The organism is Stenotrophomonas sp. YJH_SMC_123 (assembly GCF_059368215.1).
Genome location: NZ_JCAFRM010000001.1, coordinates 943277 through 968526, shown reverse-complemented (window position 1 = coordinate 968526; position 25250 = coordinate 943277). Strand labels below are relative to the sequence as shown.

Annotated in this window: 21 protein-coding genes; 2 read left to right on the top strand and 19 right to left on the bottom strand. The window is 67.1% G+C overall.

Annotated elements, in window-relative coordinates; all coding sequences use genetic code 11:
• Positions 1-972 precede the first annotated feature (972 nt).
• Positions 973-4047, top strand: coding sequence for a TonB-dependent receptor (locus AC5P5W_RS04560; protein ID WP_014646962.1), 3075 nt, complete (start codon positions 973-975; stop codon positions 4045-4047).
• 203 nt (positions 4048-4250) lie between these two features.
• Positions 4251-4445: a heavy-metal-associated domain-containing protein gene (locus tag AC5P5W_RS04555; RefSeq protein WP_008267227.1), complete on the top strand. Its 195-nt coding sequence runs from the start codon at positions 4251-4253 to the stop codon at positions 4443-4445.
• A gap of 78 nt (positions 4446-4523) precedes the next feature.
• Here the strand turns inward: AC5P5W_RS04555 and cueR are convergent, their stop codons facing one another.
• The 19 genes from cueR to hisS form a co-directional block, all read right to left on the bottom strand.
• Positions 4524-4979, bottom strand: coding sequence for a Cu(I)-responsive transcriptional regulator (gene cueR, locus AC5P5W_RS04550; RefSeq protein WP_049404083.1), 456 nt, complete (start codon positions 4977-4979; stop codon positions 4524-4526).
• A 10-nt stretch (positions 4980-4989) separates the two neighbouring features.
• On the bottom strand, positions 4990-7491 hold the full coding sequence (locus tag AC5P5W_RS04545; RefSeq protein ID WP_142234654.1) for a heavy metal translocating P-type ATPase: 2502 nt from the start codon (positions 7489-7491) through the stop codon (positions 4990-4992).
• A gap of 150 nt (positions 7492-7641) precedes the next feature.
• Entirely contained in the window at positions 7642-10599 is a 2958-nt protein-coding gene (locus AC5P5W_RS04540) for a TonB-dependent receptor plug domain-containing protein (protein WP_142234653.1), read from the bottom strand.
• Positions 10600-10951: 352 nt separating this feature from the next.
• Positions 10952-11683: a copper homeostasis protein CutC gene (locus tag AC5P5W_RS04535; RefSeq protein WP_197574918.1), complete on the bottom strand. Its 732-nt coding sequence runs from the start codon at positions 11681-11683 to the stop codon at positions 10952-10954.
• Positions 11680-12678, bottom strand: coding sequence for a glycosylasparaginase (locus tag AC5P5W_RS04530; RefSeq protein ID WP_041863371.1), 999 nt, complete (start codon positions 12676-12678; stop codon positions 11680-11682). Before AC5P5W_RS04530 ends, AC5P5W_RS04535 begins: the two co-directional genes overlap by 4 nt.
• 51 nt (positions 12679-12729) lie before the next feature.
• On the bottom strand, positions 12730-13752 hold the full coding sequence (locus AC5P5W_RS04525) for a glucokinase (protein WP_142234652.1): 1023 nt from the start codon (positions 13750-13752) through the stop codon (positions 12730-12732).
• 84 nt (positions 13753-13836) lie between these two features.
• Positions 13837-14121 carry a hypothetical protein gene (locus AC5P5W_RS04520; RefSeq protein ID WP_142234651.1) on the bottom strand — a complete coding sequence of 95 codons (285 nt, stop codon included), beginning with the start codon at positions 14119-14121 and terminating at the stop codon, positions 13837-13839.
• Between the two features lie 36 nt (positions 14122-14157).
• The gene (locus AC5P5W_RS04515) at positions 14158-15747 is read right to left on the bottom strand and encodes a calcineurin-like phosphoesterase C-terminal domain-containing protein (RefSeq protein ID WP_111206152.1); all 1590 of its coding nucleotides are present in this window, start codon (positions 15745-15747) and stop codon (positions 14158-14160) included.
• A gap of 98 nt (positions 15748-15845) precedes the next feature.
• Positions 15846-16466 (bottom strand): bifunctional phosphoribosyl-AMP cyclohydrolase/phosphoribosyl-ATP diphosphatase HisIE, encoded by a 621-nt coding sequence (gene hisIE / locus AC5P5W_RS04510; protein WP_014646954.1) that lies wholly within the window; start codon positions 16464-16466, stop codon positions 15846-15848.
• Positions 16456-17232 (bottom strand): imidazole glycerol phosphate synthase subunit HisF, encoded by a 777-nt coding sequence (gene hisF / locus AC5P5W_RS04505; RefSeq protein WP_014646953.1) that lies wholly within the window; start codon positions 17230-17232, stop codon positions 16456-16458. The genes hisIE and hisF overlap by 11 nt, the downstream gene beginning before the upstream one ends.
• Entirely contained in the window at positions 17226-17960 is a 735-nt protein-coding gene (hisA, locus tag AC5P5W_RS04500; RefSeq protein ID WP_142234649.1) for a 1-(5-phosphoribosyl)-5-[(5-phosphoribosylamino)methylideneamino]imidazole-4-carboxamide isomerase, read from the bottom strand. Before hisA ends, hisF begins: the two co-directional genes overlap by 7 nt.
• Positions 17957-18559 carry an imidazole glycerol phosphate synthase subunit HisH gene (hisH, locus tag AC5P5W_RS04495; RefSeq protein WP_032957991.1) on the bottom strand — a complete coding sequence of 201 codons (603 nt, stop codon included), beginning with the start codon at positions 18557-18559 and terminating at the stop codon, positions 17957-17959. The genes hisA and hisH overlap by 4 nt, the downstream gene beginning before the upstream one ends.
• Positions 18556-19629, bottom strand: coding sequence for a bifunctional histidinol-phosphatase/imidazoleglycerol-phosphate dehydratase HisB (gene hisB / locus AC5P5W_RS04490; RefSeq protein WP_053494372.1), 1074 nt, complete (start codon positions 19627-19629; stop codon positions 18556-18558). Before hisB ends, hisH begins: the two co-directional genes overlap by 4 nt.
• Positions 19626-20720: a histidinol-phosphate transaminase gene (gene hisC / locus AC5P5W_RS04485; RefSeq protein WP_049440829.1), complete on the bottom strand. Its 1095-nt coding sequence runs from the start codon at positions 20718-20720 to the stop codon at positions 19626-19628. Before hisC ends, hisB begins: the two co-directional genes overlap by 4 nt.
• Positions 20717-22012: a histidinol dehydrogenase gene (gene hisD, locus AC5P5W_RS04480; RefSeq protein WP_142234647.1), complete on the bottom strand. Its 1296-nt coding sequence runs from the start codon at positions 22010-22012 to the stop codon at positions 20717-20719. The genes hisC and hisD overlap by 4 nt, the downstream gene beginning before the upstream one ends.
• The gene (gene hisG / locus AC5P5W_RS04475; protein WP_142234646.1) at positions 22009-22920 is read right to left on the bottom strand and encodes an ATP phosphoribosyltransferase; all 912 of its coding nucleotides are present in this window, start codon (positions 22918-22920) and stop codon (positions 22009-22011) included. The genes hisD and hisG overlap by 4 nt, the downstream gene beginning before the upstream one ends.
• Positions 22921-22954: 34 nt before the next feature.
• Positions 22955-23263 (bottom strand): YerC/YecD family TrpR-related protein, encoded by a 309-nt coding sequence (locus AC5P5W_RS04470; protein ID WP_005416326.1) that lies wholly within the window; start codon positions 23261-23263, stop codon positions 22955-22957.
• A gap of 198 nt (positions 23264-23461) precedes the next feature.
• Positions 23462-23728 (bottom strand): hypothetical protein, encoded by a 267-nt coding sequence (locus tag AC5P5W_RS04465; RefSeq protein WP_229767322.1) that lies wholly within the window; start codon positions 23726-23728, stop codon positions 23462-23464.
• Between the two features lie 26 nt (positions 23729-23754).
• A complete protein-coding gene (gene hisS / locus AC5P5W_RS04460) occupies positions 23755-25152 on the bottom strand; it encodes a histidine--tRNA ligase (protein ID WP_049420211.1) in 1398 nt (465 codons plus the stop codon).
• Positions 25153-25250: the final 98 nt, after the last annotated feature.

Genomic DNA, 25250 nt, shown 5'->3' with positions numbered 1-25250 from the left:
ACGCCCGACCCACGTGACCGTGAATTTAGATCGATTCAAGTAGAGCATGCAGGTTCAGCCGAATGCATTCTGCGGCGCAGCATGAGGGTGTATTCGGCACGGCTGCGCCCTGCACCCGCGGTAATGCCGGCCGCTGGCCGGCAACCTCAGAAGCAACAGCCGAAGCAACAGCAAAAGCCGGCGATCCGTGGAATGGCGGGGTGGGTCCGGTTGCGAGGGACGCCGTAAACCCATCCCTGGGGGCTTGGCCGCGGCATCCATGCCGCGGACACCCCCGCAACCGGACCCACCCCGCCTTCGACAGATTTCCGCGATCTGTGGATGGATCCACGCCATGCGTGGATGAATCTCTGTCAGATATCGAAATCAATCCGGGGTCAGATCCGTTTTCCAACGGAAAACGGATCTGACCCCATGACCCCATGTCGTTCCAGGATCAGTCCAACCGTCACCGGGAAACTGTCAAAGGTGGGGCGGTGTGGGCTGGCAGGACCGTTGGCGCCATGGATGGCGCCATCGAGCCCCCATGGAAGGGTTTACGGCGTGTCCTGCCAGTCCACACCGCACCGCCAAACCCAGACAACCCAGAGCCGCTTTGGCTTTGGCTCTTGCCGGCCAGCGGCCGGCACTACCCGCAGGTGCAGGGCGCAGCCCTGCCGCCCCCCCTCCCTGCGCACGAAAACGATTTCACTGATTTCAGCAAACCGTCATTCCTACGCCACGCCAGTACCATATTGCGGAGCAGCATGCGCCCAAGGGCGACCCATGCTAAAAATCGCCCGCCCATCGCTTAGATCGATCCAAGACGACGCTGCGATGGCCGGGAGTTGGGGGAGCAGCAACAGGACGTACACCAGGCCACGCGTGCGGTGCTACTGCCACTGCATGGCGACAGCGACAAATTCACTTCAAATTAGATCGATTCAAGTTGTCCGTGCCACGTCACCGGATCAATCCAGGAGAGAGGGAGAGATGGGAATGAAGCATTCAACACGTACGCACGGCCAGGACGCATTGTCGCTGGCCATCGCGCTGGCCCTGGCTGCCGCCGTCATTCCGGCAGGCGCCGCCGCGCAGCAGGCCACGACCACCGGCTCGCAGGACGCCACGACTCTGGACAGCGTCCAGGTCACCGGCTACCGCTACGCCATCGAAAAGAGCCTTGAGCAGAAGCGCGATGCCAACGCCGTGGTCGAAGTGATCACCGCCGAAGACGTCGGCAAGTTCCCCGACAAGAACGTGGCCGACGCACTGCAGCGCGTGCCCGGCGTGGTCATCACCCGCAGCGGTGGCGAAGGCAAGAGCGTCAGCGTGCGCGGCCTTGCACCGGACCTGACCCTGACCCAGTTGAACGGCAACTTCGTCGCCTCCTCGGAAACCAACAACGAAGCCACCCGTTCCTTCAACTACACCCTGCTGCCGTCGAACATGCTGTCCAGCGCCGAGCTGTTCAAGTCGCCGGAAGCACGCATCGACGAAGGCGGCATCGGCGGCACGGTCATCCTGCATACCCGCCGTCCGCTCGACATGGAATCCAACTCCGGCTACGTGAACCTGGAGGGCACCACCTCAGACACCAGCCACGACGTCGATCCGCAGGTGTCGGCGCTGTATTCCTGGCACAGCAAGGACGAGCGCTTCGGCGTGCTGGTAGGCGTGACCCAGCAGAAACGCACTACCCGCACCATGGAGGCCAGCACCGAGGACTACCAGTGGTACGGCAACGGCACCACCGCCCGCGATGCCAACGGCAACCTGCTGGAGCAGGATGGCATCCACTACTGGTGGGGCGAGTCCGGTTTCAACAACCAGACCGGCAAGAACTACAGTGAGTTCTTCATGCCGACCTCGGTGAACTTCGCGGTGAAGGAAGAGAAGCGCGAACGCAAGGGCGGGCAGCTGACCTTCCAGTTCAAGCCGGTCGACAACGTCACGATGACGGCCAACTACTTCCGCTTCGAGCTGCAGGGTGACTACACCCAGAACATGCTGAAGGTGCCGGAGTGGAACCTGGCCCGCTACAACCAGGACGGCAACTGGGCCGGCGGCCGCCTGCTCAATGGCCTGGACTTCGATCCGAGCGGCAGCATCGTCACCGGCGCGCAGTACCAGAAGCTGGCCGGTAAGACCTACTACTGCAGCGAGGATGAAGCGGCTGCCGCCGGCCTCAAGCCCGGTGGCTGGGGCCCGGACGACTGCACCATCCCCACCCCGCAGCTCACCGGCGGCTACAGCAAGGAAAAGGCACTGTCGCAGACCGCGGACCTGACCATTGACTGGGACATCAGCCCCCTCTGGAAAGCCTCGTTCACCGGCGGCCGCACCTGGTCCGAAGGTGGTCCGTCGATGAACTTCCGCATGTCGGCCAAGCCGCGCCGCAAGGTGGGCAACCAGTGGCAGTCCGGCAACCAGTACACCGCGTGGGACCTCACCGGCACGCCGTCGGTGCAGTTCTCTCCCGACCTGCAGCAGCAGCTGATGGCCGGCGTCGCCGAAGTCGATACCGGTTCCACCGACTCGTCGTGGATGCAGACCGAAGTCAAGCAGAACTACTTCCAGGCAGACGTCACCAAGCTGTTCGAGGCCGGCTGGCTGGACTCGATCCAGTTCGGTGCCAAGTACCGCGACGGCAAGGTCCACCGCAACACCGGCAACACCTACTGGGTGTGCCCGGGCCTGGACCCGTCCGACTATGACAACAACCGTTACCAGGCCGGTTGCGATCCGACCGCTGGCAACGCGCAGCCGGGCTTCTTCCTGTCCAACCCGATCAGCAACATCACCGGCGCCTTCAACGCCAATGTGTTCCCGGGCATCAACTACCCGGCCTACATCGATTACCTGAACAAGACCTACGGCGGCTCGCACAACCGCACCGAAGAAGACTTCGTCTACGACGTCAACGAGAAGATCTACTCCGGCTACTTCCAGGCCAACTTCCGCACCGAGCGCGTGCGCGGCAACGTCGGCGTGCGCGTGGTGCGCACCAAGCAGTTCGCCCAGTCCAGCGACTCGGTCGAGCGCTTCAACGACTACTTCGTCGACAACGCCAGCGGCGCGCCGATGAGCTGCGATGATCCGGCCGCCGATCCGAACCTGCGCTGCCAGGGTGGCTTCGTCCGCCTGCCCGACGCCCAGGTGCGCGACAAGGTGTACGCCCTGTCGTCGCTGGAGAAGACCTATACCGACGTGCTGCCGAGCTTCAACATTGCCTGGGACATCACCGACAACCTGGTGCTGCGCGGTGCGGCGTCGAAGGTGGTCGCGCGCCCGAGCTACACCAGCATCGCCTATCCCGGTGGCCTGCGTTACATCAGCGAGGAGTACGCCAACGATCGCCGTGTCACCGGCGGCACCGACACGCCCGGCTGGTACGGCTCGGGCAGCAACAAGGCGCTGGAGCCGTTCAAGGCGGTCCAGTTCGACCTGGGCCTGGAGTGGTACTTCCAGCCGGGCGCGGTCGCAGGTGTTTCGCTGTTCCGCAAGAACGTGGACAACTTCACCGTGCCGGTGGTGCGCGACCAGCAGATGAACGTCGGCGGGCAGTCGGTCACCGTGCAGAAGTACGAGACCCAGGCCAACGGCCGCGATGGCGTTTCGCAGGGCGTGGAGCTGTATGGCCAGTACACCTTCGACTTCGGTCTGGGCGTGCAGGCCAACTACACCTACAACGACACCAACCTGGCCTCGATCGTGCTGGACGGCGAGGAAATCGGCTCATCGCCGCTGGTCGGCAGCGCCAAGAACCAGGCCAACGTCACCGTGTTCTACGAGAACGACAAGTTCCTGGCGCGTGCCTCGTACAACCGTCGCGGTGAAGTGGTCGGCGGCCTGAACAATGGCATGACCACCTACACCAAGCCGTACAGCCAGCTTGACCTGAACGTGGCCTACAACCTGACCCCGGACTGGACGGTGACGGCTGCCGTGCTGAACGCCACCAAGTCCGAGCTGCGCAGCTACATCGGCAACGACAGCCAGGCCCGCCTGCTGTCCAACCTGTACGCCGGTCGCCAGTTGTACTTCGGCGTGAACTGGAAGTTCTAAGCCCGCACCGGGTTGGCCGGGCACGTCCCGGCGCAACCCATGCCCTGCCCTGGCGGGGACGTTCCTCCACGGCAGCCGCGCTGGTACAGGTGGCTGCCGTTTTTTTTGTCCGCGCCTTGTTCGTCGTTCAGCCCGACGCTTGACCCTGCCATCGTTGGAAGGTGCACACTGGTCCCATCCCAAGAGCAGCGAAGGAGCTACAGATGGAATTCCATGTCGACGGCATGACCTGCGGCGGCTGCGCGCGCAGCGTGACCCGTGCGATCCAGCAGATCGATCCCAACGCCAGCGTGGTGGCCGATCCGCCGACCGGGCTGGTCAAGGTGCAGACCACCGCGTCGCAGGAACAGGTGTTCGCCGCGGTGAACGATGCCGGCTTCCCGCCTCGCACTGCCTGATTCCCTGAACTGCATCCAGAACCAAGCCCGCCCCGTGCACTGTCACAGGGCGGGCTTTTCAGTGCACGCGATATCGATTCAATGCTTCTGTGCGCGTCGCCGCACCGCGCCGGTCTTGGCGGCGACGACCGGCACCGGGGCATCATGGTCTTCGCCCAACCGCTCCAGGATCGGGCATTCCGGGCGCTCGTCACCCGCGCAGCAGCTGATCAGCGACTTCAACGTGTCGGCCATCTGCCGCATGTGCTCGATGCGCTGTTCCAGGTCGGCAATGTGCTGTTCGGCCAGGTGCTTGACGTCGGCGCTGTGCCGCGAGGTGTCGTTCCACAGGCCCAGCAGGTCGCCGATCTCGGCCACCTGGAAGCCGAGGTCGCGCGCGCGGCGGATGAAGCGCAGGCGGTGGATATCCGCCTGCGAATACGCCCGGTAGCCCGACTCGGTTCTATCAGCGGCGGGAATCAGGCCGATCTGTTCGTAGTAGCGGATCATCTTCGCCGACACGCTGGAGGCTTTGGCGGCTTCACCGATGTTCATGGCATCCCCCTCACTGAGTGACGGCGGGGGCGTCCGCCATCGGCGGCTGGAAGCGGCGCAGGCGCAGCGCGTTGCCAAGCACGAACACGCTGGACAGTGCCATCGCACCGGCCGCGAACACCGGCGACAGCAGCACGCCCCAGGTCGGATACAGCACGCCGGCCGCCACCGGAATCAATGCGGTGTTGTAAGCGAAGGCCCAGAACAGGTTCTGGCGGATGTTGCCCAGCGTCGCCTTCGATAGTGCAATGGCATTCGGCACGCCCTGCAGGTTGCCCGACATCAGCACGACATCGGCCGACTCGACCGCGATATCGGTGCCGGTGCCGATGGCCAGGCCGACATCGGCCTCGGCCAGCGCCGGCGCATCGTTGATGCCGTCGCCGACGAAGGCGACATGGCCATGTGTGGCCTTCAAGCGGCGCACCGCCTCGACCTTGCCTTCCGGCAGCACCTCGGCCACCACGTCGTCGATGCCGAGCTGGCGCGCGATCGCCTGCGCGGTACCAGCGTTGTCACCGGTGATCATCGCCACCTTGAGGCCAAGCTGATGCAGTGCCGCGATTGCGGCCGGCGTGCTCGGCTTGATCGGATCGGATACCGCGATGATTGCGGCCAGGCGGCCGTCGATGGCGGCATACAGCGGCGACTTGCCCTGGATGCCCAGCTCTGCCGCCAGCGTCGCAAACAAAGTGATGTCCACGCCCAGGTCGCGCATGAAGCGATCGGCACCGACCTCCACGCGTGCACCCTCGACACTGGCCCGCACGCCCATGCCGGTGACCGATTCGAAGTCGACCATGCCCGGCAACGCGATGCCCTGGCCGGTCGCGGCATCAACAATCGCGCGGGCGATGGGATGCTCCGAGCGCGACTCCGTTGCGGCAACTGCCGCCAGCACCGTGTTGTGATCGAAGCCGGCAGCAATCTCCAGATCGGTCAGGCGCGGGCGCCCTTCGGTCAGCGTGCCGGTCTTGTCCACCGCCACCACCTGTGCATCCTTCAACAACTGGAGCGCTTCACCCTTGCGGAACAGCACACCCATCTCGGCGCCACGGCCGGTACCGACCATGATCGAGGTCGGCGTGGCCAGTCCCATCGCGCATGGGCAGGCAATGATCAGCACCGCCACCGCATTGACCAGCGCGAAGCTCAGCGCTGGCGAGGGCCCGAAGATCAGCCAGACTGCGAAGGTCGCCAGCGCGGCCAGCATCACCGCCGGCACGAACCACAGGGTGACCTTGTCGACCACCGCCTGGATCGGCAGCTTCGAGCCCTGCGCCTGTTCGACCATGCGGATGATCTGCGCCAGCATGGTCTGCGCGCCCACCGCCGTGGCACGTACCGTCAGTGCGCCCTTCTGGTTGACCGTACCGCCCACCACGCTGCTGCCCGGCTGCTTCTCGACCGGGATCGGCTCGCCGCTGATCATCGACTCGTCGATGTAGCTGCGGCCCTCGACCACCTCGCCGTCGACCGGCACGCGCTCGCCCGGGCGCACTTCCACCACGTCGCCGCTCAGCACTTCATTGACCGGGACATCCACCGTCCGGCCGTCACGGACCACGTGGGCAACCTTCGCCTGCAGATTGACCAGTCGCTTGATCGCCTCGGAGGTGCGGCCCTTGGCCCGGGCCTCAAGGAAGCGGCCGAGCAGGATCAGCGCAACGATCACCGCCGCTGCTTCGTAGTAGACGTTCACCGTGCCCGCCGGCAACAGCGTCGGCAGGAACGTGGCCACCACCGAGTAGCCAAACGCTGCGGCAGTGCCCACCGCCACAAGCGAATTCATGTCCGGCGCCAGCCGCAGCAGCGCGGGGATGCCCTTCTGGTAGAAGCGGCGGCCCGGGATGGCGAGCACCAGCGCGGTCAGCACGAACTGCAGGTACCAGCTGGCCTGCATGCCGATGGTGGACATCACCCATTCGTGCATGCCGGGGATCAGGTGCGACCCCATCTCCAGCACGAACACCGGCAGCGCCAGCGCGGACGCCACGATCAGGTCGCGCTTCAGTTCGGCGCGCTCGGCATCCTTCTTTTCCGCGGCCTCGTCATCGGACTGCACGCCGGCTTCAATCACGCGTGCGTCATAGCCGGCCTTGTCGATCGCGGCGACCAGCGCTGCAACTTCCGCCACGCCACGCACCGTGGCGCGCTCCGTGGCCAGGTTCACGCTGGCCTGGCTGACGCCGGGCACGGCCAACAGCGCACGTTCGACTCGGCCCACGCAGGACGCACAGGTCATGCCCTCGACCGACAGCTCGGTGGTGGCAGCGGGCACGTCGTAGCCCACCCGCTCCACCGCCTGGATCAACGCGGCCCGATCGACCGGACCGGACGGGCGGATATCCGCGCGCTCGGTGGCCAGATTAACCGAAACACTGCCCACACCTTCGACCCTGGACAGCGCCGCCTCGACCCGGCCGACACAGCTGGCACAGGTCATGCCCTCGATGGGCAGGCTGATGGTGGCAGGGCTTGCGGGGGCCGCAGTGGCGCGGGGCGTGCTCATGATCGGATTCCCGGGGTTCCTTCTGGATGCGGATAGGCTAAACCTTGCCATCGTGGGAAGGTCAAATCCAGCCTGTCCGCAGTTCCTGAATGGGCACCCGGGTGTCCATATCCACGCATGGCGTGGACCTACCGGCGGAGGCAGGTCACCTCAGAAGGTGAACACATACTCCAACGCGAACTCGCGGCCGACCGCGCCCAGCAGGCGGGTCGGAGCGAAGTCGTAATCCAGCTTGTACGGGTCCTTGTGGTTCCAGCTGGCGGCGTTGAAGGCGTTGTTGACGTACACGTTTACCTTCGCGTGTTCGGTCAGCTGGTAGCCCACGTTGAAGTTCCAGGTGATGAACGGCCCCACTCGACCGTAGTAGCGCGCCGTCTGCTGCCCGGCGTTGGGGTTCGGGTTCACCGAACCATCCGGCAGCCGTGCCGGCTCCAGGCAGTTCAGCGACGGGCTGTCACTGGGCACGTAGCCATCGGCGAACGGCAGGCAGCCACCAGGGTTGTCCAGGCGGTCGGTACCCCAGTGGTAGCGCACGCCCGGCACCGAACCGATGCGGTCGGCATAGACGTTGGCGTTCCAGTTGCCGCGCTGCCAGGCCAGGCTCGCGCGCAGCTTGCTGCGCAGGTCGCGATCGCGGCGTTCCGGATTCGGGTCGGCGGCGTAGCGTTGCTCCTTGGTCGAGATCTGGTTGGTGTAGTTCACGCCCAGCTGGAAGCTGCCCCACCGCGCGGTTTCCAGGCGATAGCGCGCGGTCAGGTCGATGCCGCGCACCTCGCGGCTGGCCAGGTTGAACGGGCCGCGCTCGATCGATACCAGGCGACCGTTGCTGTCACGGTTCACGCGGGCCAGGATGCCGGCGCAGTACTCGCCACCGGCCGGGTTGGCCCATGGCGTACCGTCCATGTTCTTGCCGGTCAGGCAGCCGGCCTCGCTGGCCAGCACCTCATCGGCGCCGACGTCGACGATCATGTCTTCCAGCTTGATCGCCCAGTAGTCGGCACTGACCGACAGGTTCGGCAGCACGTCCCAGACGAAGCCGACCGTCCACGAATCACCGGTCTCCGAGCGCAGCAGCGGCGTCCCACGCCGGTTCACGTCGAACGTGTACCAGACGTCGGTGTTGCCCACGCCACAGTTGTTGACCAGGTACGCGCCGCTCTGGATGCAGCGCAGGCGGTCATAGGTCTGCACTTCCGAACTGCTCGGCTGGCCCAGCAGGTAATGCATGTCCGGCGCATGGAAGCTGGTGGCGTACGAGCCACGCACCAGCAGCGATTCGACCGGGCGCCATTCCAGGCCGACGTTCCAGGTGGTTTCCTTCTGGCTGCCGATGTCCAGCGCTTCGCTGCTGTCATCGGCCTTGTAGTTGCCATAGCGGTCGTAGCGCGCGGCCGCAGTGGCGGTCACGCTGTCCAGCAGCGGGATCTTGAACTCGACGCCGGCCGAGTAGCGGGTACGCTCACCGCCGCCGCGATCGACATTCTGCAGGTCGAAGTCGATGCCAGCGCGCGGGTCCGGACTGAGGTGATAGCCCTGCTGCGCGACTTCAGCCACCGCCGCAAACGAAATCGGGCCGGCCCAGCCCTGGAACAGCTCGCCGGTGATATCCGCCGACGCCTGGTTGACCCATGACGCCGCGCGGTTCTTCGCCACGGTCCCCATCTGCCAGTACTGGTCCGGCGTCAGCGGGTTCCACCAGCGCGATTCGTTCAACGCATAGATCGCCTCGCCATCGGCGGTGGTGCCCAGGCGCGGGCCAAGGAAGTAGTCATACGACTTCTGCTTGTCGACCACGTTCTGCCGTTCTTCCACGCGGTAATAGGAACGCCCCACCGTGGCACTCCAGTCAAAACGGTCGGCCAGGCGCCCGCGCAGGCCCGCGCTCCAGTCCCAGGACAGTTCGCGGTTGGTGTTGCGCAGCGTATCCAGGCCCCCGACTTCGTTCGGGGTGAACTGGCGCACGCCCAGGATCGGCCGGTTGCGGTTGGCATCCCAGTAATAGCCGTTGTCATCGTCGATCAGCGACACGCCGGGCGGATTGGTGCCCCAGATCGCTTCGGAGCGATACACCGCGAGGTTGGTCCAGGCCTGCAGGTCATTGCTGAAATCGAAGGTGGCGTACAGGTTTCCGGACACGTTCTCGGCGCCGCCGGTAAGCAGCCAGTTGGCGTAGTCGGCGCTCATGCCGCACAGGCGGCCGGTGTTGGTGATGCGGTTGGCGGCGTAGTTGTAGACCAATCGATCGGCGGTGTAATACTCGCCGTCGAATTTTTCGCAGGTGCCGGTGGGCGGCGCCAGGCGCTGGCCCGTGGTCGGATCGATCAGCGCCAGACCGGCGGTGGGACGGAAGCCGACCTTGCGTTGTTCCATGTTCCAGGACGGGTACGGCGCATCGTCGGCATCGTCCATCTGCGGGCGATCACGCCCGAACAGCGGGTCGCGCTTGGTGTACTGCAGCGCGTAGGTCACGCTCCAGTTGTCGCCGGTCTTGCCACCGGCCCAGGACAGATCCCAGGTATCACGTCCGCCTTCGGTGGAAGTGCCGCCGCGCACGCGCACTTCGTCGCCGTCGTAGTTGGTTTTGAGGATGACGTTGACCACGCCGGCGATCGCATCCGAACCATAGATGGCCGAGGCGCCACCGGTCAGCACTTCAATGCGCTCCACCGCCGCGGCCGGAATGTTGCCGTAGTTGGAGAAGTTGGTTTCGCCACCGTAGGGCAGCGGGTAATCCGCTACACGACGGCCATTGACCAGCAGCAGCGAGCGGTTCGGGCCCATCCCGCGCAGGTTCAGGCCGCTGGCATTGGGCGTATGCGAGCCCCATTGCGATGCGGCTTCAACGGTGCCTGTGGCCTCGGTGAGGGTCTTCAGCGCGTCGTACACGCTGACAAAGCCTTCCTTCTGGATCTGCGCGGCGGTGATCACGTTGACCGGCGCCGGGCCCTCGACGCTGGCGCGCTTGATGCGCGATCCGGTGACGGTGACCGCGTCCAGATCCTTGGTGGACGAACTGGCAGCTTCCTGCGCGCTGGCTGCCAGCGGCAACAGGGCCAGGATCAGGGCCTGGGACAGCAGGTGGCGACGCTTGTGGACGATCTGAGCCATGGGTGGTTGCTCTTCGAAGATGTGGACGCACGGGCGGGCGGTGGCGCGGCACTACGACGGATCCAGGCGCTTGGATCGGTTCACGACCGATATGGCACCTCCCCTGTGGATCGATCCAAACTAAAGCACAGCTGAACCACGCCCGGCATGCGGCAACGCAGCAACAGCCGGCGGATTGCCGCTATCGGCTGCCGGTGCCCAGAACAATCAAAGGGTTGCGAAACATCGCTAACAGAACAGCGCACGAAGTAGTGACATGATCACGACAACCGCGCGCGGAACGGTTTTGTCCGTCGCGGGACAGCGCCGGAGTCAGAGCCCTTCTGCGAAGGGATCCGACCCTGGGCAGCGATCAGCCGTCGAGGGCCTGACGCAGTGCGGCCACGGTCGCGGTGCTGGTCTGGCTCCAGTCCGGGTCCAGCCCGCGCAGCGCCGGGTTCTGGAACTGCATCGCCGAGCGGCGCAGGCCTTTTGCGGAGGCGTGCAGTTCGGTACAGCCGGTCTGCCGCGCGACGGTTGCGATGTTGCCCGGGGCCAATCCGGCGCCAGCCATCACCGTGATGCGCCCCGCCGCCTGGGTGACCAGGCCCGCCAGCACATCGGCACCGGCCTCGGCGCTGGCCTGCCCGCCCGAGGTCAGCACGCGCTGGCAGCCCAGCCCGATCACCTGCTCCAGCGCCGCCGGCAGATCGCGGGCGGCGTCGAAGGCGCGATGGAAGGTCACCTGCAACGGCCCGGCGGCCTGCACCAGTTCCCGGCACAGCGCCAGGTCGATGCCGCCCTGCACGTCCAGCGCGCCGATCACCACGCCATCGCAACCCAGCGCGCGGCACTGCGCGATGTCACGCAGCATCAGTTCGGTTTCCAGCGCGTCGTAGTGGAAGTCGCCCGGGCGTGGCCGCACCAGCACGAACAGCGGAATCGACAGGCGCTCGCGGGCCATCGCGATGCTGGCGAACGACGGCGTGGTGCCGCCCTCGGCCAGGTTGTCGAACAGTTCGATGCGGTCGGCTCCGCCAGCCTGCGCGGCCAGCGCCGAGGCCAGCGAGTTGCTGGCGATCTCCAGGGTCAGCCGCGTACTCACGCCTGGGTGCTCGTGTAGATCGACGGCGAGTCACGCAGGTCATCCTGGCGCTGCGCATCGCACACCGCATAGACGAAGCCACGATGCAGCGCGTAGGCGCCGACCTCGCCCTGCTTGTTCATGGCCAGGAAGCACACCTGCAACGTTCTGCTCGCTTCCGGGCGCTTGCGCACCACGCGGTCGATGGCTTCACGGCAGGCCTGCGCCGGTGAACGCCCCTGGCGCATCAGCTCGACCACCAGGAACGAAGCCGCGTTGCGGATCATCTCTTCACCCACCCCCGAAGCAGTGGCCGCGCCGACGTCGTTGTCGACGTACAGGCCGGCGCCGATGATCGGACTGTCGCCAACGCGACCGTGCAGTTTCCACGCCATGCCGCTGGTGGTGCAGGCACCGGCCAGCTGGCCCTTGGCATCCAGTGCCAGCATGCCGATGGTGTCGTGGTTGTCGCTGTTGCCGGGAATGCCACGGCGCTCGGCATTGATCTGCGGCTGGTACTTCTCGGTCTTCAGCCACTCGCGCCAGGCCGCTTCGGCCTGCGGCGTCAGCAGATGCTTGCGCTCGAACCCCTGCTGCACCGCGAACTGCTGCGCGCCCTCGCCGACCAGCAGCACATGCGGGCTGTTCTCCATCACTTTGCGGGCCACCGACACCGGATGCAGGATGTCCACCAGCGCGGCCACTGCACCACAACGGCCATCGCCGTCCATGATGCTCGCATCCAGGCTCAGCACGCCGTCGCGATCCGGATTGCCGCAATGGCCAACGGTAGGGTTGCACAGCTCGCTCTCGGCCCAGCGTGCGCCCGCCTCCACCGCATCCAGCGCGCTGCCACCCTGCGCCAGCACCTTCCATGCGGCCTGGTTGGCCGGTACGCCGAAGTCCCAGGTGGAGACCACCCGGGCCCCACCCTGCGTGCGCGCCTGCACGCCCGGCAATGCCGCCATGCCTGCGGCCAGTGCACCGGCCTGCAGGAACTGCCTGCGATCCACCATTTTCCCCTCCCAGTCTGCAATGCACGGCCGGCCCGATGCCAGCCCTGCCGATCAGTCGTGCGTGGGCTGCCGTGCGGCGTGCCAGACCGCTGCGCCGAGCACGCCCAGCTGGCCATGCTCCACGCGCCACACCGGCACCTGGCGCAGCACCTCGGTCAGCACGCCCTTGTTGAGGTAGCGCTCACGGAAGCGGCCATCGGCCAGGAAATCCTGCACATGCGCGGAAATGCCACCGGCCAGGTACACCGAGCGCGCGCCGACGGCGATCGCCGCGTCGCCGGCCAGGCTGCCCAGCCACGCACAGAAGACCTGCAACGTTTCCACCGCCAGTGCATCCTCACCGCCACGCGCGGCGCCGATCAGCGCCTCCGTACTGTTCCACACCGGGGTGACGCCGCGCAGTTCGCACAGGCACGGATATAGGTTCATCAGGCCGCTGCCGGACAGCACGCGTTCGTTGTCCACGTGCGGCCAACGCTGCAGCAGGCGGCCCAGCACCTGCAGTTCCAGCGCGTTGCCGGCGCCCAGCGCGGCATGACCGATCTCGCTGGCCAGCACCGGACGCTCGCCATCAGCGAAACGCAGCGCGGCGCCCAGCCCGGTACCCGCGCCCAGTACCAGCGCCGGGAAGGCCTGCGCCGGATCGGCGTCACCGTTCAGTGGCACCAGGGTTTCCGGCTGCAGGTAGGGGATGGCCAGCGCCACCGCTTCGAAATCATTGATCAGCTGCAGTTCGTGCAGCCCGGACTGCGCGCGGGTGGCCGACAGCGAGACCGTCCACGGCAGGTTCGAGTTGATCAGCACATCGCCATCCAGCAGGCCAGCAATGGCGACCACCGCGGTCTGCACCGGGTGGCCGAGGCCGGCGGTGAAATCGGCGAGGATCGCGGCCAGGCTGGAATGCTCGGCACAGGCATAGGTACGGTGGCTGCCCAGCAGCGGCGTCTGGCCGGGTCGGGTTTCCGCCAGCGCGAGCCGGGCAAAGGTGCCGCCGACATCGGCGACGACCAGACGGCGCGGAAGACCGCCGCGGGCGGAGTCGGAGGGAACCGTTGACGCTGCTGCGATGGTCACGCTGGCCTGCTTGGATCGATTGAATCGCCCCGATTCTCAGGCATCGGGGCGGCTTTGCCTAGCGCGCCGGTGGTTCAGGTGAACCTACATGCCTTCCTGTTCGGCCACCTGCACCCCATCCACCAGCACGCGCAGGCGCTGCGGGCGGAAGCCGGCGAACAACAGCGGCCGGGTGCGCTCGACCAGCACTTCGTGGCCGGCGATGTGGCGCAGCCACGACTGTACCAGCGAGAACGAGAAGCGGGTGCCCGGATGCAGCGGGTGCTGCACCCAGACCTTCTCGGTGGCGCTCTGCAGCAGCATCGCGCCGGTGAACCAGTGGCGGCTGAGGGTCACCGGTGTGGTGCCGGCCATGAAGCGGATATCCATGCGGGGTCCTTTCGCTGGAGCGCTGGTGCGCGGGGGTCAGGGCTGGGCAGTCTGCAGGCTGTAGCTGGTGGTGGCGGTGAACACTGCGCCATCAGGCTGGGTGGAGCGTACCTCGACCTTATGGCTGCCCACTGCAAGATCGGTCGGCAGGGCGCCACGCCACAGGTGCGGCGACGCAGTGGCCTCGGGCGAACGGTCGTAGCCGCGCAGGCTGCTGGCCAGATCATCGGCCACGTTCTCCACCATCAGGCGCGGGTCGGGCTGGCTGACCTGCTTCATCGGCTGCCAGGCGCCGCCATCGACACGGTACTCGACCACGCTCCGATCCTCGCCCATGTAGACGTTGGCGTAGACACCCCACGCCGGGTAGGCCCCCTGGCGCAGCACCTTCGGCGCGTGCAGGCCGATCTGCTCGCTGGCCGGCCTGCCGGCCACGCGGTACTGCAGGCGATAGCTGCCGTTGCCGGCCACGTCGAGCAATGCATAGCCCTTCGGCGTGCCGTCGCTCATGGTGCTGTCCGGCACGCCAGCGGCATTCTTCACGCCCGACCAGAACGCACCGCAGTTGGCACCGACGTTGTATTCGTGCAGCGGCTTGTCGCCGTTCCAGCCCTCGGCCTTGCCGTGGTAGACGTGCTGCTGGGTGTGGCTGTGGCCGCTGAGCACCAGTACGTTGCGGAAGTCCTTCAGCAGGTCGAACAGGCGCTGGCGGTCAGCATGGCGGAAGGTCTCGCGCCCCGGCGCCGCGTCGAACAGCGGGATGTGCATGCCCAGCACCAGCAGGCGGTCCTTGTGCAGGCCCTTCAGGTAGCTGGCGAGGAAGGCGAACTGGTCTTCGCGCAGGCCGCCGACGTACTTCGGCCTGGCCTTGGGGTCGTACACCACGTCGTCCAGGAACACGAAACTGGCGCCGCCCTCTTCCACCGCGTAGGTGTCCGGGCCGTAGATGTTGCGCCAGCTGTCCAGTGAGTGTTCGTCGCTGGCCGCATCGAAGTCGAGGTCATGGTTGCCCGGCACGTGGAACCACGGCACGCCGAGTTCGGTGGTGACCTTGTTGATCGCCGGGTACAGGGTCAGGTCGTCGTTGACGATGTCGCCCAGGGTGGTGCCCATGCGTGCCCTGGTCTGGCCGACCAGTGGCGCCACGATCGACTGCTGGTAGTAGCCGATGTCCTTCAGGCTGGCGGTCTGCGAATCGGTGAATACCAGCATCTGGAAACCACGACGGCTGTCATGCCGATCCGACTGCAGGGCGAAGTCCCAGTTGCGGGTGACGTCGCTGGTCGCGGCGATGCCGCCGTACTTCAGCGCCGGCGAGCCGTTCGGGCGGTAGTGGCGCCAGAACGAAGGCAGGCCGTCCGCCGCCTTCGGGAAGGCGTAGGCATCGGGCTTGATCACGAATACGGTCTGGCCGTCGCGCACCGGCAGGCTGTAGCTGCCGTCAGCGGCAGTCTTGACGATGGTCTCGCCGTTGGAAACCTGCACCCCGGCCAGGCCCGGATCGGTCGCACCGCGGCCGGGCTTGCCGTCACGCTCCAGATAGACCTTGCCGCTGACCACGGTGTCCGCGGCCCAGGCCGGCGAGGTCAGCAACAGGCAGCACAGCCAGGCGGCAGGCAGTTTCATGGGCGGTCCGGGAAAGAAGAAGACCACCTATTGTAGAGCCGAGCCATGCTCGGCTGCATTGCAGAGGTGGGTGCGGACCGTTGGTCCGTACGCCTTCCTCAACGATGGCGTTTTTCCAGCACCGCGCGCGCATCATCCAGCGACAGCCCGCGCGCGCGCAGCAGCACCAGCAGGTGGTACAGCAGGTCCGACGCCTCGCCCAGCAATGCCTCATCATCCTGCGCCACGGCGGCCAATGCGGTCTCCACGCCCTCCTCACCCACCTTCTGCGCGATGCGGCGGATGCCGCCTTCAAACAGGCTGGTGGTGTAGCTGCCGGGAGGGCGCTGCGCGTCACGCATGGCCACCAGCTGGCCCAGCCCACCCAGGAAATCCTTCGGCGCCTGGTCGAAACAGCTCTCGGCACCGGTGTGGCAGGTCGGCCCGGCCGGGCGCGCCATCACCAGCAGCGTATCGGCGTCGCAGTCGACACGGATCGACTGCACCACCAGCACGTTGCCGGACTGCTCGCCCTTGGTCCACAACCGCTGCTTGCTGCGGCTGAAAAAGGTCATGTGGCCGATGGCCAGCGTAGCCGCCAGCGATTCGGCGCTGACATAGCCCAGCATCAGCACCTGCAGGGTATCGGCATCCTGCACCACGGCCGGCAGCAGGCCGTCGCCCTTGCCCCAGTCCAGCGCCTGCAGCGCATCCAGCGATGGCCTCACTTCAATAGACATCCCGCACCTCGATCTGCTGTCCGCGCAGGTAGCGCTTCAATTCTGGAATGGCGATGGCGCCGCTGTGGAACACACTGGCCGCCAACGCACCGTCGACGTCGGCCTGGTCGAAGGCGTCGGCGAAGTGCTCCATCGCTCCGGCACCACCTGAGGCAATCAGCGGCACCTGGCACAGCGCCCGCGCCTGCTGCAGCTGCACGACATCGTAGCCACGGCGCACACCGTCGCTGTCCATGCAGTTCAGCACGATCTCACCGGCTCCACGCCGTTGCGCTTCGACGATCCAGTCGAGCGTGCGCAGCGGCACCGCCTGGGTCTTGTCCGGATCGCCGCTGAAACGACGCACCCGCCATTGCCCGTCGGCCTCGCGCACCGAATCGACCCCCACCACAACGCACTGCACGCCGAACTCGTCCGCCAGCTCGGTGATCAGCTCCGGCCGGCCCAGCGCCGGCGAATTGATCGACACCTTGTCGGCACCGGCGAACAGCACGCGGCGCGCGGTTTCCACGCTGTCGATGCCACCGGCCACACAGAACGGAATGTCGATCAGGCGCGCGATGCGCTCGATCCAGGCGACGTCAACCGACCGTGCCTCGGGACTGGCGCCGATGTCATAGAACACCAGCTCGTCCGCGCCCTGGTCGCGATAGCGCTGTGCCAACTCGGCGATGTCGCCCATGTCGACGTGATCGCGGAAGCGCACGCCCTTGACGACGCGGCCATCGCGCACGTCCAGGCACGGAATGATGCGGCGGCTCAACATGCCAACGCCTCGCTCAGGTCCATGCGCTGCTCCAGCAGTGCCTTGCCGAGGATGGCACCGCCGCAGCCGGCGGCACGCGCCTCGGCCACATCGGCCACGTCACGGATGCCACCGGACGCCTGCACCGCCACATCCGGCAACAGCGCCGACAGGTGCTGGTAGAGGCTGATGTTGGGCCCGGCCAGCATGCCGTCGCGGGCGATGTCGGTGCACAGCAGATGGCGCATGCCGGCGCGCGCGTAGCGCCGGGCCAGGTCATCCAGGGTCACCCCGGCGTTCTCGGTCCATCCGTGCACCGGCAGCTGCCACTGCCCCTGTGCGTCCTGGCGCGCGTCCAGCGCAATCGTGATGCGATCGGCGCCGAATTCCTCCAGCCAGCCGACCACTTCATCGGGACGACGCACCGCCAGCGAACCCACCACCACGCGGCCGGCGCCAGCGTCGAGGATGCGCGCCACATCGTCGCGGCCGCGCACGCCACCGCCGGTCTGCACCTGCAGCGGGGTCTGCGCACGAATGGATGCCAACAGCGGCGCCAGCGTGTAGCCACCGGCCCGTGCGGCATCCAGGTCGACCAGATGCATCCACTGCGCGCCCTGCGCGGCGAAGGCCTGCGCGCGCGGCAGAGGGTCATCCCCATAGGAGGTTTCCTGCGCGTAGTCGCCCTGGCGCAGCCGCACCACGCGGCCGTCGCGGATATCCAGCGCGGGGTAGACGATAAAACTCATGCAGCAGTGCCCTCGAGGAAGTTGCGCAGCATCAGCGAGCCGGTCTCGCCGGAGCGCTCGGGATGGAACTGTGCGCCGTAGTAGCGCCCCTGCTCCACCACGGCGGTGAACAGGCCACCGTGGTCGCAGGCAGCGACGGTGTGGGTATTGAGCGGCGCCGCATAGCTGTGCACGAAGTAGGCGCTGGCGCGTTCCGGCACGCCCTGCAGCAACAGCGATTCGCGCAGCGGCAGCAGGCGGTTCCAGCCCATGTGCGGCACGCGGATGCCACAGGCCGGCACCAGCTTGCGTACCACGCCCGGAATCAGTCCCAGTGTCTCTACGCCCGCTTCCTCGGAGCGTTCGAACAGCAGCTGCATGCCAAGGCAGATGCCCATCAACGGCACCTCCAGTCGCTGCAGCGGTTCCACCAGGCCCTGAGCGTGCAGGCGCTGCATGCCGGGACCGGCGGCGCCGACGCCGGGCAGGATCACCCGCCGCGCACCAACCAGGCCGTCCGCATCGCGCACCAGCCGCACCGTCGCGCCCAGGCGCTCCAGTGCGTAGCGCACCGAGCCCAGGTTGGCGCCACCGGCATCGATCAGCGCAACATCGCTCACAACGCCCCCTTGGTACTCGGCAGTGCCGTGCCCTGCCGGGCCAGCGCCGGACGCAGCGCGCGCGCCAGCGCCTTGAAGCAGGCCTCCACCTTGTGGTGATCGTTGTCGCCGCGCACCTGCAGGTTGAGGTTCAAACCGCTGGCATCGCACAGCGAACGGAAGAAGTGCGGCACCAGCTCGGTCGGCATATCGCCCACGCGCTCGCGCTTGAACTCGCCCTCGAACACGAAATAGGGACGGCCGCTGAAGTCCAGCGCAGCGCTGGCCAGGGTCTCGTCCATGGGCAGGGTGAAGCCGTAACGGCCAATGCCGCGCTTGTCGCCCAACGCCTCGCGCAGGGCCTGGCCCAGGGCCAGCCCGGTGTCCTCGATGGTGTGGTGCTCGTCGATGTGCAGGTCACCCTCGGCCTGGATGTCCAGCGCGAAGCCGCCGTGCTTGCCGATCTGCTCCAGCATGTGGTCGAAGAACGGCAGGCCGGTGGCAATGCGTGCATCGCCCGCGCGGTCCAGGTCCAGCTCAACGCGGATCTTCGTTTCTTTGGTGTTGCGCTGGACAACGGCGGTGCGCGGCGCGTCGGCCAGCGCATGGGCGATTCCCGGCCAGTCCCACTGCCCACCAAACTGCGCGGTGCGCAGCTGGAAACCACGGATGTTGAGGTTGGCGGCAAACTGCAGGTCGGTGATCCGGTCACCGACCATGCCCGAGCGTGCCCAGTCGATGCTGCGGTCCTGCAGGTAGGCGGTCATCAGGCCGATGCCCGGCTTGCGGGTCGGCGCATTGTCCTGCGGCCAGCTGGAATCGATCAGCACGTCACGGAAGGTGATGCCCTGGCTCTCGAAGATCTGCAGCATCAGGTCGTTGGGGCCATCGAAGCTGGCGCGTGGGTAGCTGTCGCTGCCGAGGCCGTCCTGGTTGGTGACGATCACGAACTGGTAGCCGGCATCACGCAGCTTCAGCAGCGCAGGGATCACCTGCGGCACGAAGCGCAGCTTTTCGTAAGCGTCGATCTGGAAGTCGGACGGCTCCTCGATGAGGGTGCCATCGCGGTCAATGAACAGGATCGGGGTCATGCTGCGGCCCTCCGCGCCGACAGGGCCGCAAGCACGCGGTCATTCTCTTCGGGGCTGCCGATGCTGATGCGCAGCGCATCACCCAGCTGCGGCGCAGCGCGCTGGTCGCGCACCACCACGCCCGCAGCCAGCAGCGTATCGAACGCGGACTGGGGATCGGCGAAGCGGACCAGCAGGTAGTTGCCGGCCGAGGCATACACCCGGCACACGCCGGGCAGGCCGACCAGGGCTGCACGCAGGCGCTCGCGCTCGGCGATCACCGTGGTCACGCGCTCGGCGGTGCGCGCCAGCGCGGCCGGCTGCAGTGCCTGCACGGCCAGTTCCGCGCACGGCGTCGGCACCGGGTACGGCGCCTGGCAGCGACGCAGCAGGGCAATCAGCTCCGGGGCAGCGATCAGCGTGCCAACGCGGGCGGCCGCGAGCGCGTGCGCCTTCGACAGCGTGCGCAGCACCGCCAGATTGGCGTGCGCGGCCAGCAACGTGGTCGCCGACGGCCGTTGTGCATACTCGACATAGGCCTCGTCCACCACGACCAGCGCCTGCCCGCGCAGCGCAACCGCCACGCGCTCGACCTCATCCAGGGCGATGTCACTGCCGGCCGGGTTCGACGGCGCACACAGGAACACCAGCTTGGCACCCTGCGCCTTGGCCGCGTCGATCACCGCATCCAGATCGGTGCGCAGTCCATCCTCGCTGTCCACCAGCGGCACTTCAATCAAGGCGGCACCCTGCAGGCGTGCGCAGACGGCGTACATGCCAAACACCGGCGGCGTGACCAGCACGCCATCGCGACCCGGCACGCACAGCGCGCGCACCAGCAGATCAATGGCTTCGTCGCTGCCGCGACCGATCAGCAGCTGCTGTGGCGTCACGCCGTACAGCGCCGCCAGTCCCTCGCGCAGCGCGAGCGGCTGCGGCTCCGGATAGCGCCGGCTGCTGCCTGCGGGATCGGCCGCATTGGCCCAGGCCGACTCATTGGCATTCAACCAGACCTCGCCCTGCACCGCCGCGCTGCGTGCCGAGCTGTAGCCGGCGAAGGCCTGCAGGTCCGGGCGCACCAGTGCCAGCACCTCATCGATCGCCGCGCTCATGCCGCCACCTCCATGCGCAACGCAACGGCATGCTCGTGCGCATCCAGGCCTTCGGCACGGGCGATGATGCGCGCGCAGCCGCCGATCGCGGCCAGGCCGGCGGCGCTGGCGCTCTGCACACTGATCAGGTTCTGGAAGCTGGCAACGCTCACGCCGCTGTAGGCACGCGCGGCACCGGCGGTGGGCAATACGTGGTTGGTGCCGCTGCAGTAGTCACCCAGTGCTTCGGGGGTGTAATCGCCCAGGAACACCGAGCCGGCCGCCTGCACCTTGTCCAGCCATGCGCGCGGATCACGCAGGGCCAGGATCAGGTGCTCTGGTGCATAGCGGTTGCTGATCGCGAACGCCTCGTCCAACGAATCAACCTGCACCAGCCGCGATGCCGACAGTGCCTGGCGCGCGATCTGCTGGCGCGGCAGCAGGGCCACCTGGCGCTCAACCTCGGCTTCGACCGCCGCCAGCATCACGGCGTCGTCGGTCAGCAGCAGCACCTGCGAATCCGGACCGTGCTCGGCCTGCGACAGCAGGTCGGCGGCGACGAACGCCGGATTGGCGCCAGCATCGGCAATCACCAGCACCTCCGAAGGACCGGCAGGCATGTCGATGGCGGCGGCGCCGTCCTGTGCGACCTGCTGCTTGGCTTCGGTAACGAAGCTGTTGCCCGGCCCGAACAGCTTGTCGCAGGCCGGAATGCTGGCCGTGCCATAGGCCATCGCCGCGATCGCCTGCGCGCCGCCCAGCTTGAACACGCGCTGCACGCCGGTCAGGCGGGCGGCTACCAGCACTGCCGGATCGGCACTGCCGTCGGCGCGCGGCGGGGTGCACAGCACCACCTGCGGGCAACCGGCCAGCTGCGCCGGAACGCCCAGCATCAACGCGGTGGACGGCAACGGCGCGCTGCCAGCCGGTACGTACAGGCCCACCCGGCCGATCGGGCGCAGCATGCGTTCGCAGACCACGCCCGGCGCGGTTTCAACTGCATAGCCTTTGCCCATGCCAGCGGCGTGGAAGCGCGCAATGCGTTCGGCGGCGTCCACCATCGCCTGTCGCAGTTCGGCGGGCACGGCGGCTTCGGCAGCGGCGAATTCGGCTTCGGAAACTTCAAACGAGGCCAGCTCGACGCCATCGAAACGCGCCGTAATCGCACGCAGCGCATCGTCGCCCTGTGCACGCACCTGCGCGATCAGGGCCGCTACGGCATCGCGGGTCTGCTGCGCCACGGCCTGCACCGGGCGGGTCAATGCCGCGCTGCGCGCGGCGTCATCAAGTCGGGACCAGATCAGACGGTTCATGCCAGCGATCGCTCCACGCTCAGTACCATCAGGCCCTGCGCGCCCGCGCGCTCGAGTTCTTCCATGCGCTGCCAGCTCAGCGGGCCGGGGCACATGGTCTGCAGGCGCAGCGCGCCACCATCGGCCGGCAGCCGCACCAGCGGCTCGGCATCGGCCAGCAGCTGCGCCAGCGCGTCGACGCGATCTTCGCTGGCACGGAACATCAGCAGCTTGCGGTCCTGGCGCTGCACCACGCCGTCGAGGCGGCGCAGCAGCATCGCGCGCAGCGATGCACGTGCGTCATCCGGCACGCGCATCGCACCAGCCAGCACCGCCTCGCTGTCGAGCAGGTTGTGTACCGGGGTCAACTGGTTGGCACGCAGCGTGGCGCCGCTGGAGACCAGATCGCAGATCAGGTCGGCGGTACCCAGGCGCGGGGCGATTTCCACCGACCCGGACAGCTCGACCACCTGCGCGTCCACGCCCTGCTCCGCCAGCCACTGCTTGAGGATGGCCGGGTAGCTGGTGGCGATGCGGGTGCCGGCCAGCTGCGCCGGACCCTGCCACTGCCATTCCTCGGGCACCGCCAGCATCAGCCGGCACTGGCCGAAGCCCAGCCCGCGCAGCGCCTGGTAGGCGTCCGGCAGGCCGATCTGGCGACGTGCCGCGGCCTGCTCGTCCAGTTCATTGCGACCGACGATGCCGAGGTCGCAGACGCCATCGGCGATCAGGCCGGGGATGTCGTCGTCGCGCACCAGCAACAGGTCCACCGGCAGCGATTCGCCGTAGCAGAACAGCTTGTCGCGGCTTTCGCGCCAGCTCAGACCACAGGCGCTGAGCAGGTTGCGGGCGGGCTCGGCCAGCCGGCCACTCTTCTGGATGGCGATACGCAGCCGGTCTCGTGCCGGCACTGCCTGGGTTGCACTCATGGGGGAGGTCTCGAAGTTCGGAACGGGGCGCGGATCAGCGCGAAGCAAGGCGGTCGATGGCGGCGGCATAGCCTCGATGGCCGTGCTCGAGCGTGCGTGCCACCCGTCCGGTGGTGGTCACGCTGACGCCGGTGCGCTCGTGGATCTCGCGGTACGGCACGCCCTGCTGCAGCAGCGGCACCACCTTCCAGCGGTCGGCCATGGCCTCCAGCTCGGCCGGGGTGCACAGGTCGCGCAGGAATGCCTCGACCTGCTCCGGCTCGCGCAGCGCGGCAAAGGCCCGGGCCAGGGCTTCCAGGTCGGCCTTCGGGTCTTTGGCGGCAATCTCGGGGCGGGCTTTCACGGGGTCGGGTCCATGCATCAATGTAATAGCGCGTTAGTACATTAGCGCATTCTTGCGCAGTGCGTCAAATCGGAGCCTCATGGGGTCAGGTCCGTTTTCCAAAGGAAAACGGATCTGACCCCTGGACCGGATGCCGGAAATGCAGAACGCCCACCAAAGGGCGGGCGTTCTGCTTTCAAATCAACAACCTGGCTCGACTCAGGGCAGGCAACGCACCTCCGCCTGCAGCGTCCCGCGCCGCGGGCACTCCCCGAACAGGCTGCCCTGCCGGCTCGGCAGGGACTGGATGTTCTGCAACGCCCCTGCACCCGCCGGGCACGTCCGCGAGGCCAGGGCCCGCAGGTCGCCCTCAAGCTGCGCGCGGTCGATCACGTGACAGCGATCAACCTGCAGCCGGTACTGCGCCGGGCCCAGCCGATCACTGCGCAGCACCGGGTCACTCTGGCAGCCCGCCAACAGGAGCACGGTGAGTACCCCTGCGACGGCCGGCTTCACATCATCGCCCTGGACTGTTCCAGCTCCACCAGCAGGGTGCTGGCCAGCTCGTCGCGCGACACTTCGAACTGCTGTTCACGCAGCAGGTCCTTCACCGCCACCACGCCGCGCGCGAGCTCGTCTTCACCGGCCAGCACCACGAAGCGGATGCCGGCCTTGGCCGCGTACTGGAACTGCTTGCCGATCTTCTTCGGCTCCATCTGCACTTCGGTATTGATGCCACCGGCGCGCAGGCGGCGCGCGATGTCCAGCGACTGCGGCATGCCCTGCTCGTCCATCAGCGCCACCAGCGCCTGCACGCTGCTGGCTTCGATGCCGTCGATCAGGCCCGCCTCGCGCAGCTGCCAGAACAGGCGCGACAGGCCGATGGAGATACCCACGCCCGGCAGCTTCGACTTGCTGTAGTGGCTGGCCAGGTCTTCGTAACGGCCGCCCGAACAGATCGAGCCGATCTGCGGGTGGTCGGTCAGCGTGGTCTCGTAGACGGTGCCGGTGTAATAGTCCAGGCCGCGCGCAATGGAGAAGTTCAGGCAGTATGCGGTTTCCGGCACGCCCAGCGCCTGCACCAGCTGCAGCACTTCGCGCAGTTCGGCGACGCCGGTACGCAGGATCTCCGAAGAACCGGCGTCGGCTTCCAGCGTGGCCAACTGCGCCAGCGCATCGGCATGGCCCTGCGAACGCACAGCGACGAAGGCCAGGATCTTCTCGACCTGTTCTGCCGGGATGTTGAAGCCCTCGCCCACCAGCGTCTCGCGAACGTAATCGGCGCCACGCTTGTCCAGCTTGTCCACTTCGCGCAGCACCGCCAGCTGGCGCTCGCCTTCAGCCACGCCCAGGCTCTCGAAGAAGCCGCGCATCAGCTTGCGGTTGTTCAGCTGGATGCTGAAGTCACCGATGCGCAGTTCCGAGAACACCGCATGGATGACCGCCAGCACTTCAGCGTCGTACCGCACGCTCAGGCTGTCCTTGCCGATCACGTCGATGTCGCACTGGTAGAACTCGCGGAAACGACCGCGCTGGGCACGCTCGCCGCGGTACACGCGCTGCATCTGGTAACGGCGGAACGGGAAGGTCAGTTCGTGTTCGTGCTCGGCCACGTAGCGTGCCAGCGGCACGGTCAGGTCGAAGCGCAGCGCCATTTCCGGCAGCGAACGGTCGCCCGACTCGGCCGCGTTGGCCAGCGCGCCGGTGGACTGCACGAAATACACCTGGCGCTCGGTCTCACCACCGGACTTGGTCAGCAGCACGTCGGACAGCTCGAACACCGGCGTCTCCACCGGCAGGAACCCGAAGCGCTCGTAGTTGCGGCGGATGACGTCCAGCATGCGCTGGAACGCAATCTGCTCGCGCGGCAGCAGCTCAAGGGTGCCGGGCGGGGTACGGGGCTTGATCACGGGCGGAACTCCTGCTGGAACGGGACGTGGGAGGGGGCAACATTCTAGCGCCCCCGCCTCCGGCAGGGTCGAACGGCCGCTTGAAGTATCATAAGGCC

Excerpts from the sequence above, each read along its gene's own strand:
- AC5P5W_RS04560 (WP_014646962.1), top strand. The coding sequence starts at position 973 with ATGGGAATGAAGCATTCAACACGTACGCACGGCCAGGACGCATTGTCG.
- AC5P5W_RS04555 (WP_008267227.1), top strand. The coding sequence starts at position 4,251 with ATGGAATTCCATGTCGACGGCATGACCTGCGGCGGCTGCGCGCGCAGC.
- cueR (WP_049404083.1), bottom strand. The coding sequence starts at position 4,979 with ATGAACATCGGTGAAGCCGCCAAAGCCTCCAGCGTGTCGGCGAAGATG.
- AC5P5W_RS04545 (WP_142234654.1), bottom strand. The coding sequence starts at position 7,491 with ATGAGCACGCCCCGCGCCACTGCGGCCCCCGCAAGCCCTGCCACCATC.
- AC5P5W_RS04540 (WP_142234653.1), bottom strand. The coding sequence starts at position 10,599 with ATGGCTCAGATCGTCCACAAGCGTCGCCACCTGCTGTCCCAGGCCCTG.
- AC5P5W_RS04530 (WP_041863371.1), bottom strand. The coding sequence starts at position 12,678 with ATGGTGGATCGCAGGCAGTTCCTGCAGGCCGGTGCACTGGCCGCAGGC.
- AC5P5W_RS04520 (WP_142234651.1), bottom strand. The coding sequence starts at position 14,121 with ATGGATATCCGCTTCATGGCCGGCACCACACCGGTGACCCTCAGCCGC.
- AC5P5W_RS04515 (WP_111206152.1), bottom strand. The coding sequence starts at position 15,747 with ATGAAACTGCCTGCCGCCTGGCTGTGCTGCCTGTTGCTGACCTCGCCG.
- hisIE (WP_014646954.1), bottom strand. The coding sequence starts at position 16,466 with ATGTCTATTGAAGTGAGGCCATCGCTGGATGCGCTGCAGGCGCTGGAC.
- hisF (WP_014646953.1), bottom strand. The coding sequence starts at position 17,232 with ATGTTGAGCCGCCGCATCATTCCGTGCCTGGACGTGCGCGATGGCCGC.
- hisA (WP_142234649.1), bottom strand. The coding sequence starts at position 17,960 with ATGAGTTTTATCGTCTACCCCGCGCTGGATATCCGCGACGGCCGCGTG.
- hisB (WP_053494372.1), bottom strand. The coding sequence starts at position 19,629 with ATGACCCCGATCCTGTTCATTGACCGCGATGGCACCCTCATCGAGGAG.
- hisC (WP_049440829.1), bottom strand. The coding sequence starts at position 20,720 with ATGAGCGCGGCGATCGATGAGGTGCTGGCACTGGTGCGCCCGGACCTG.
- hisD (WP_142234647.1), bottom strand. The coding sequence starts at position 22,012 with ATGAACCGTCTGATCTGGTCCCGACTTGATGACGCCGCGCGCAGCGCG.
- hisG (WP_142234646.1), bottom strand. The coding sequence starts at position 22,920 with ATGAGTGCAACCCAGGCAGTGCCGGCACGAGACCGGCTGCGTATCGCC.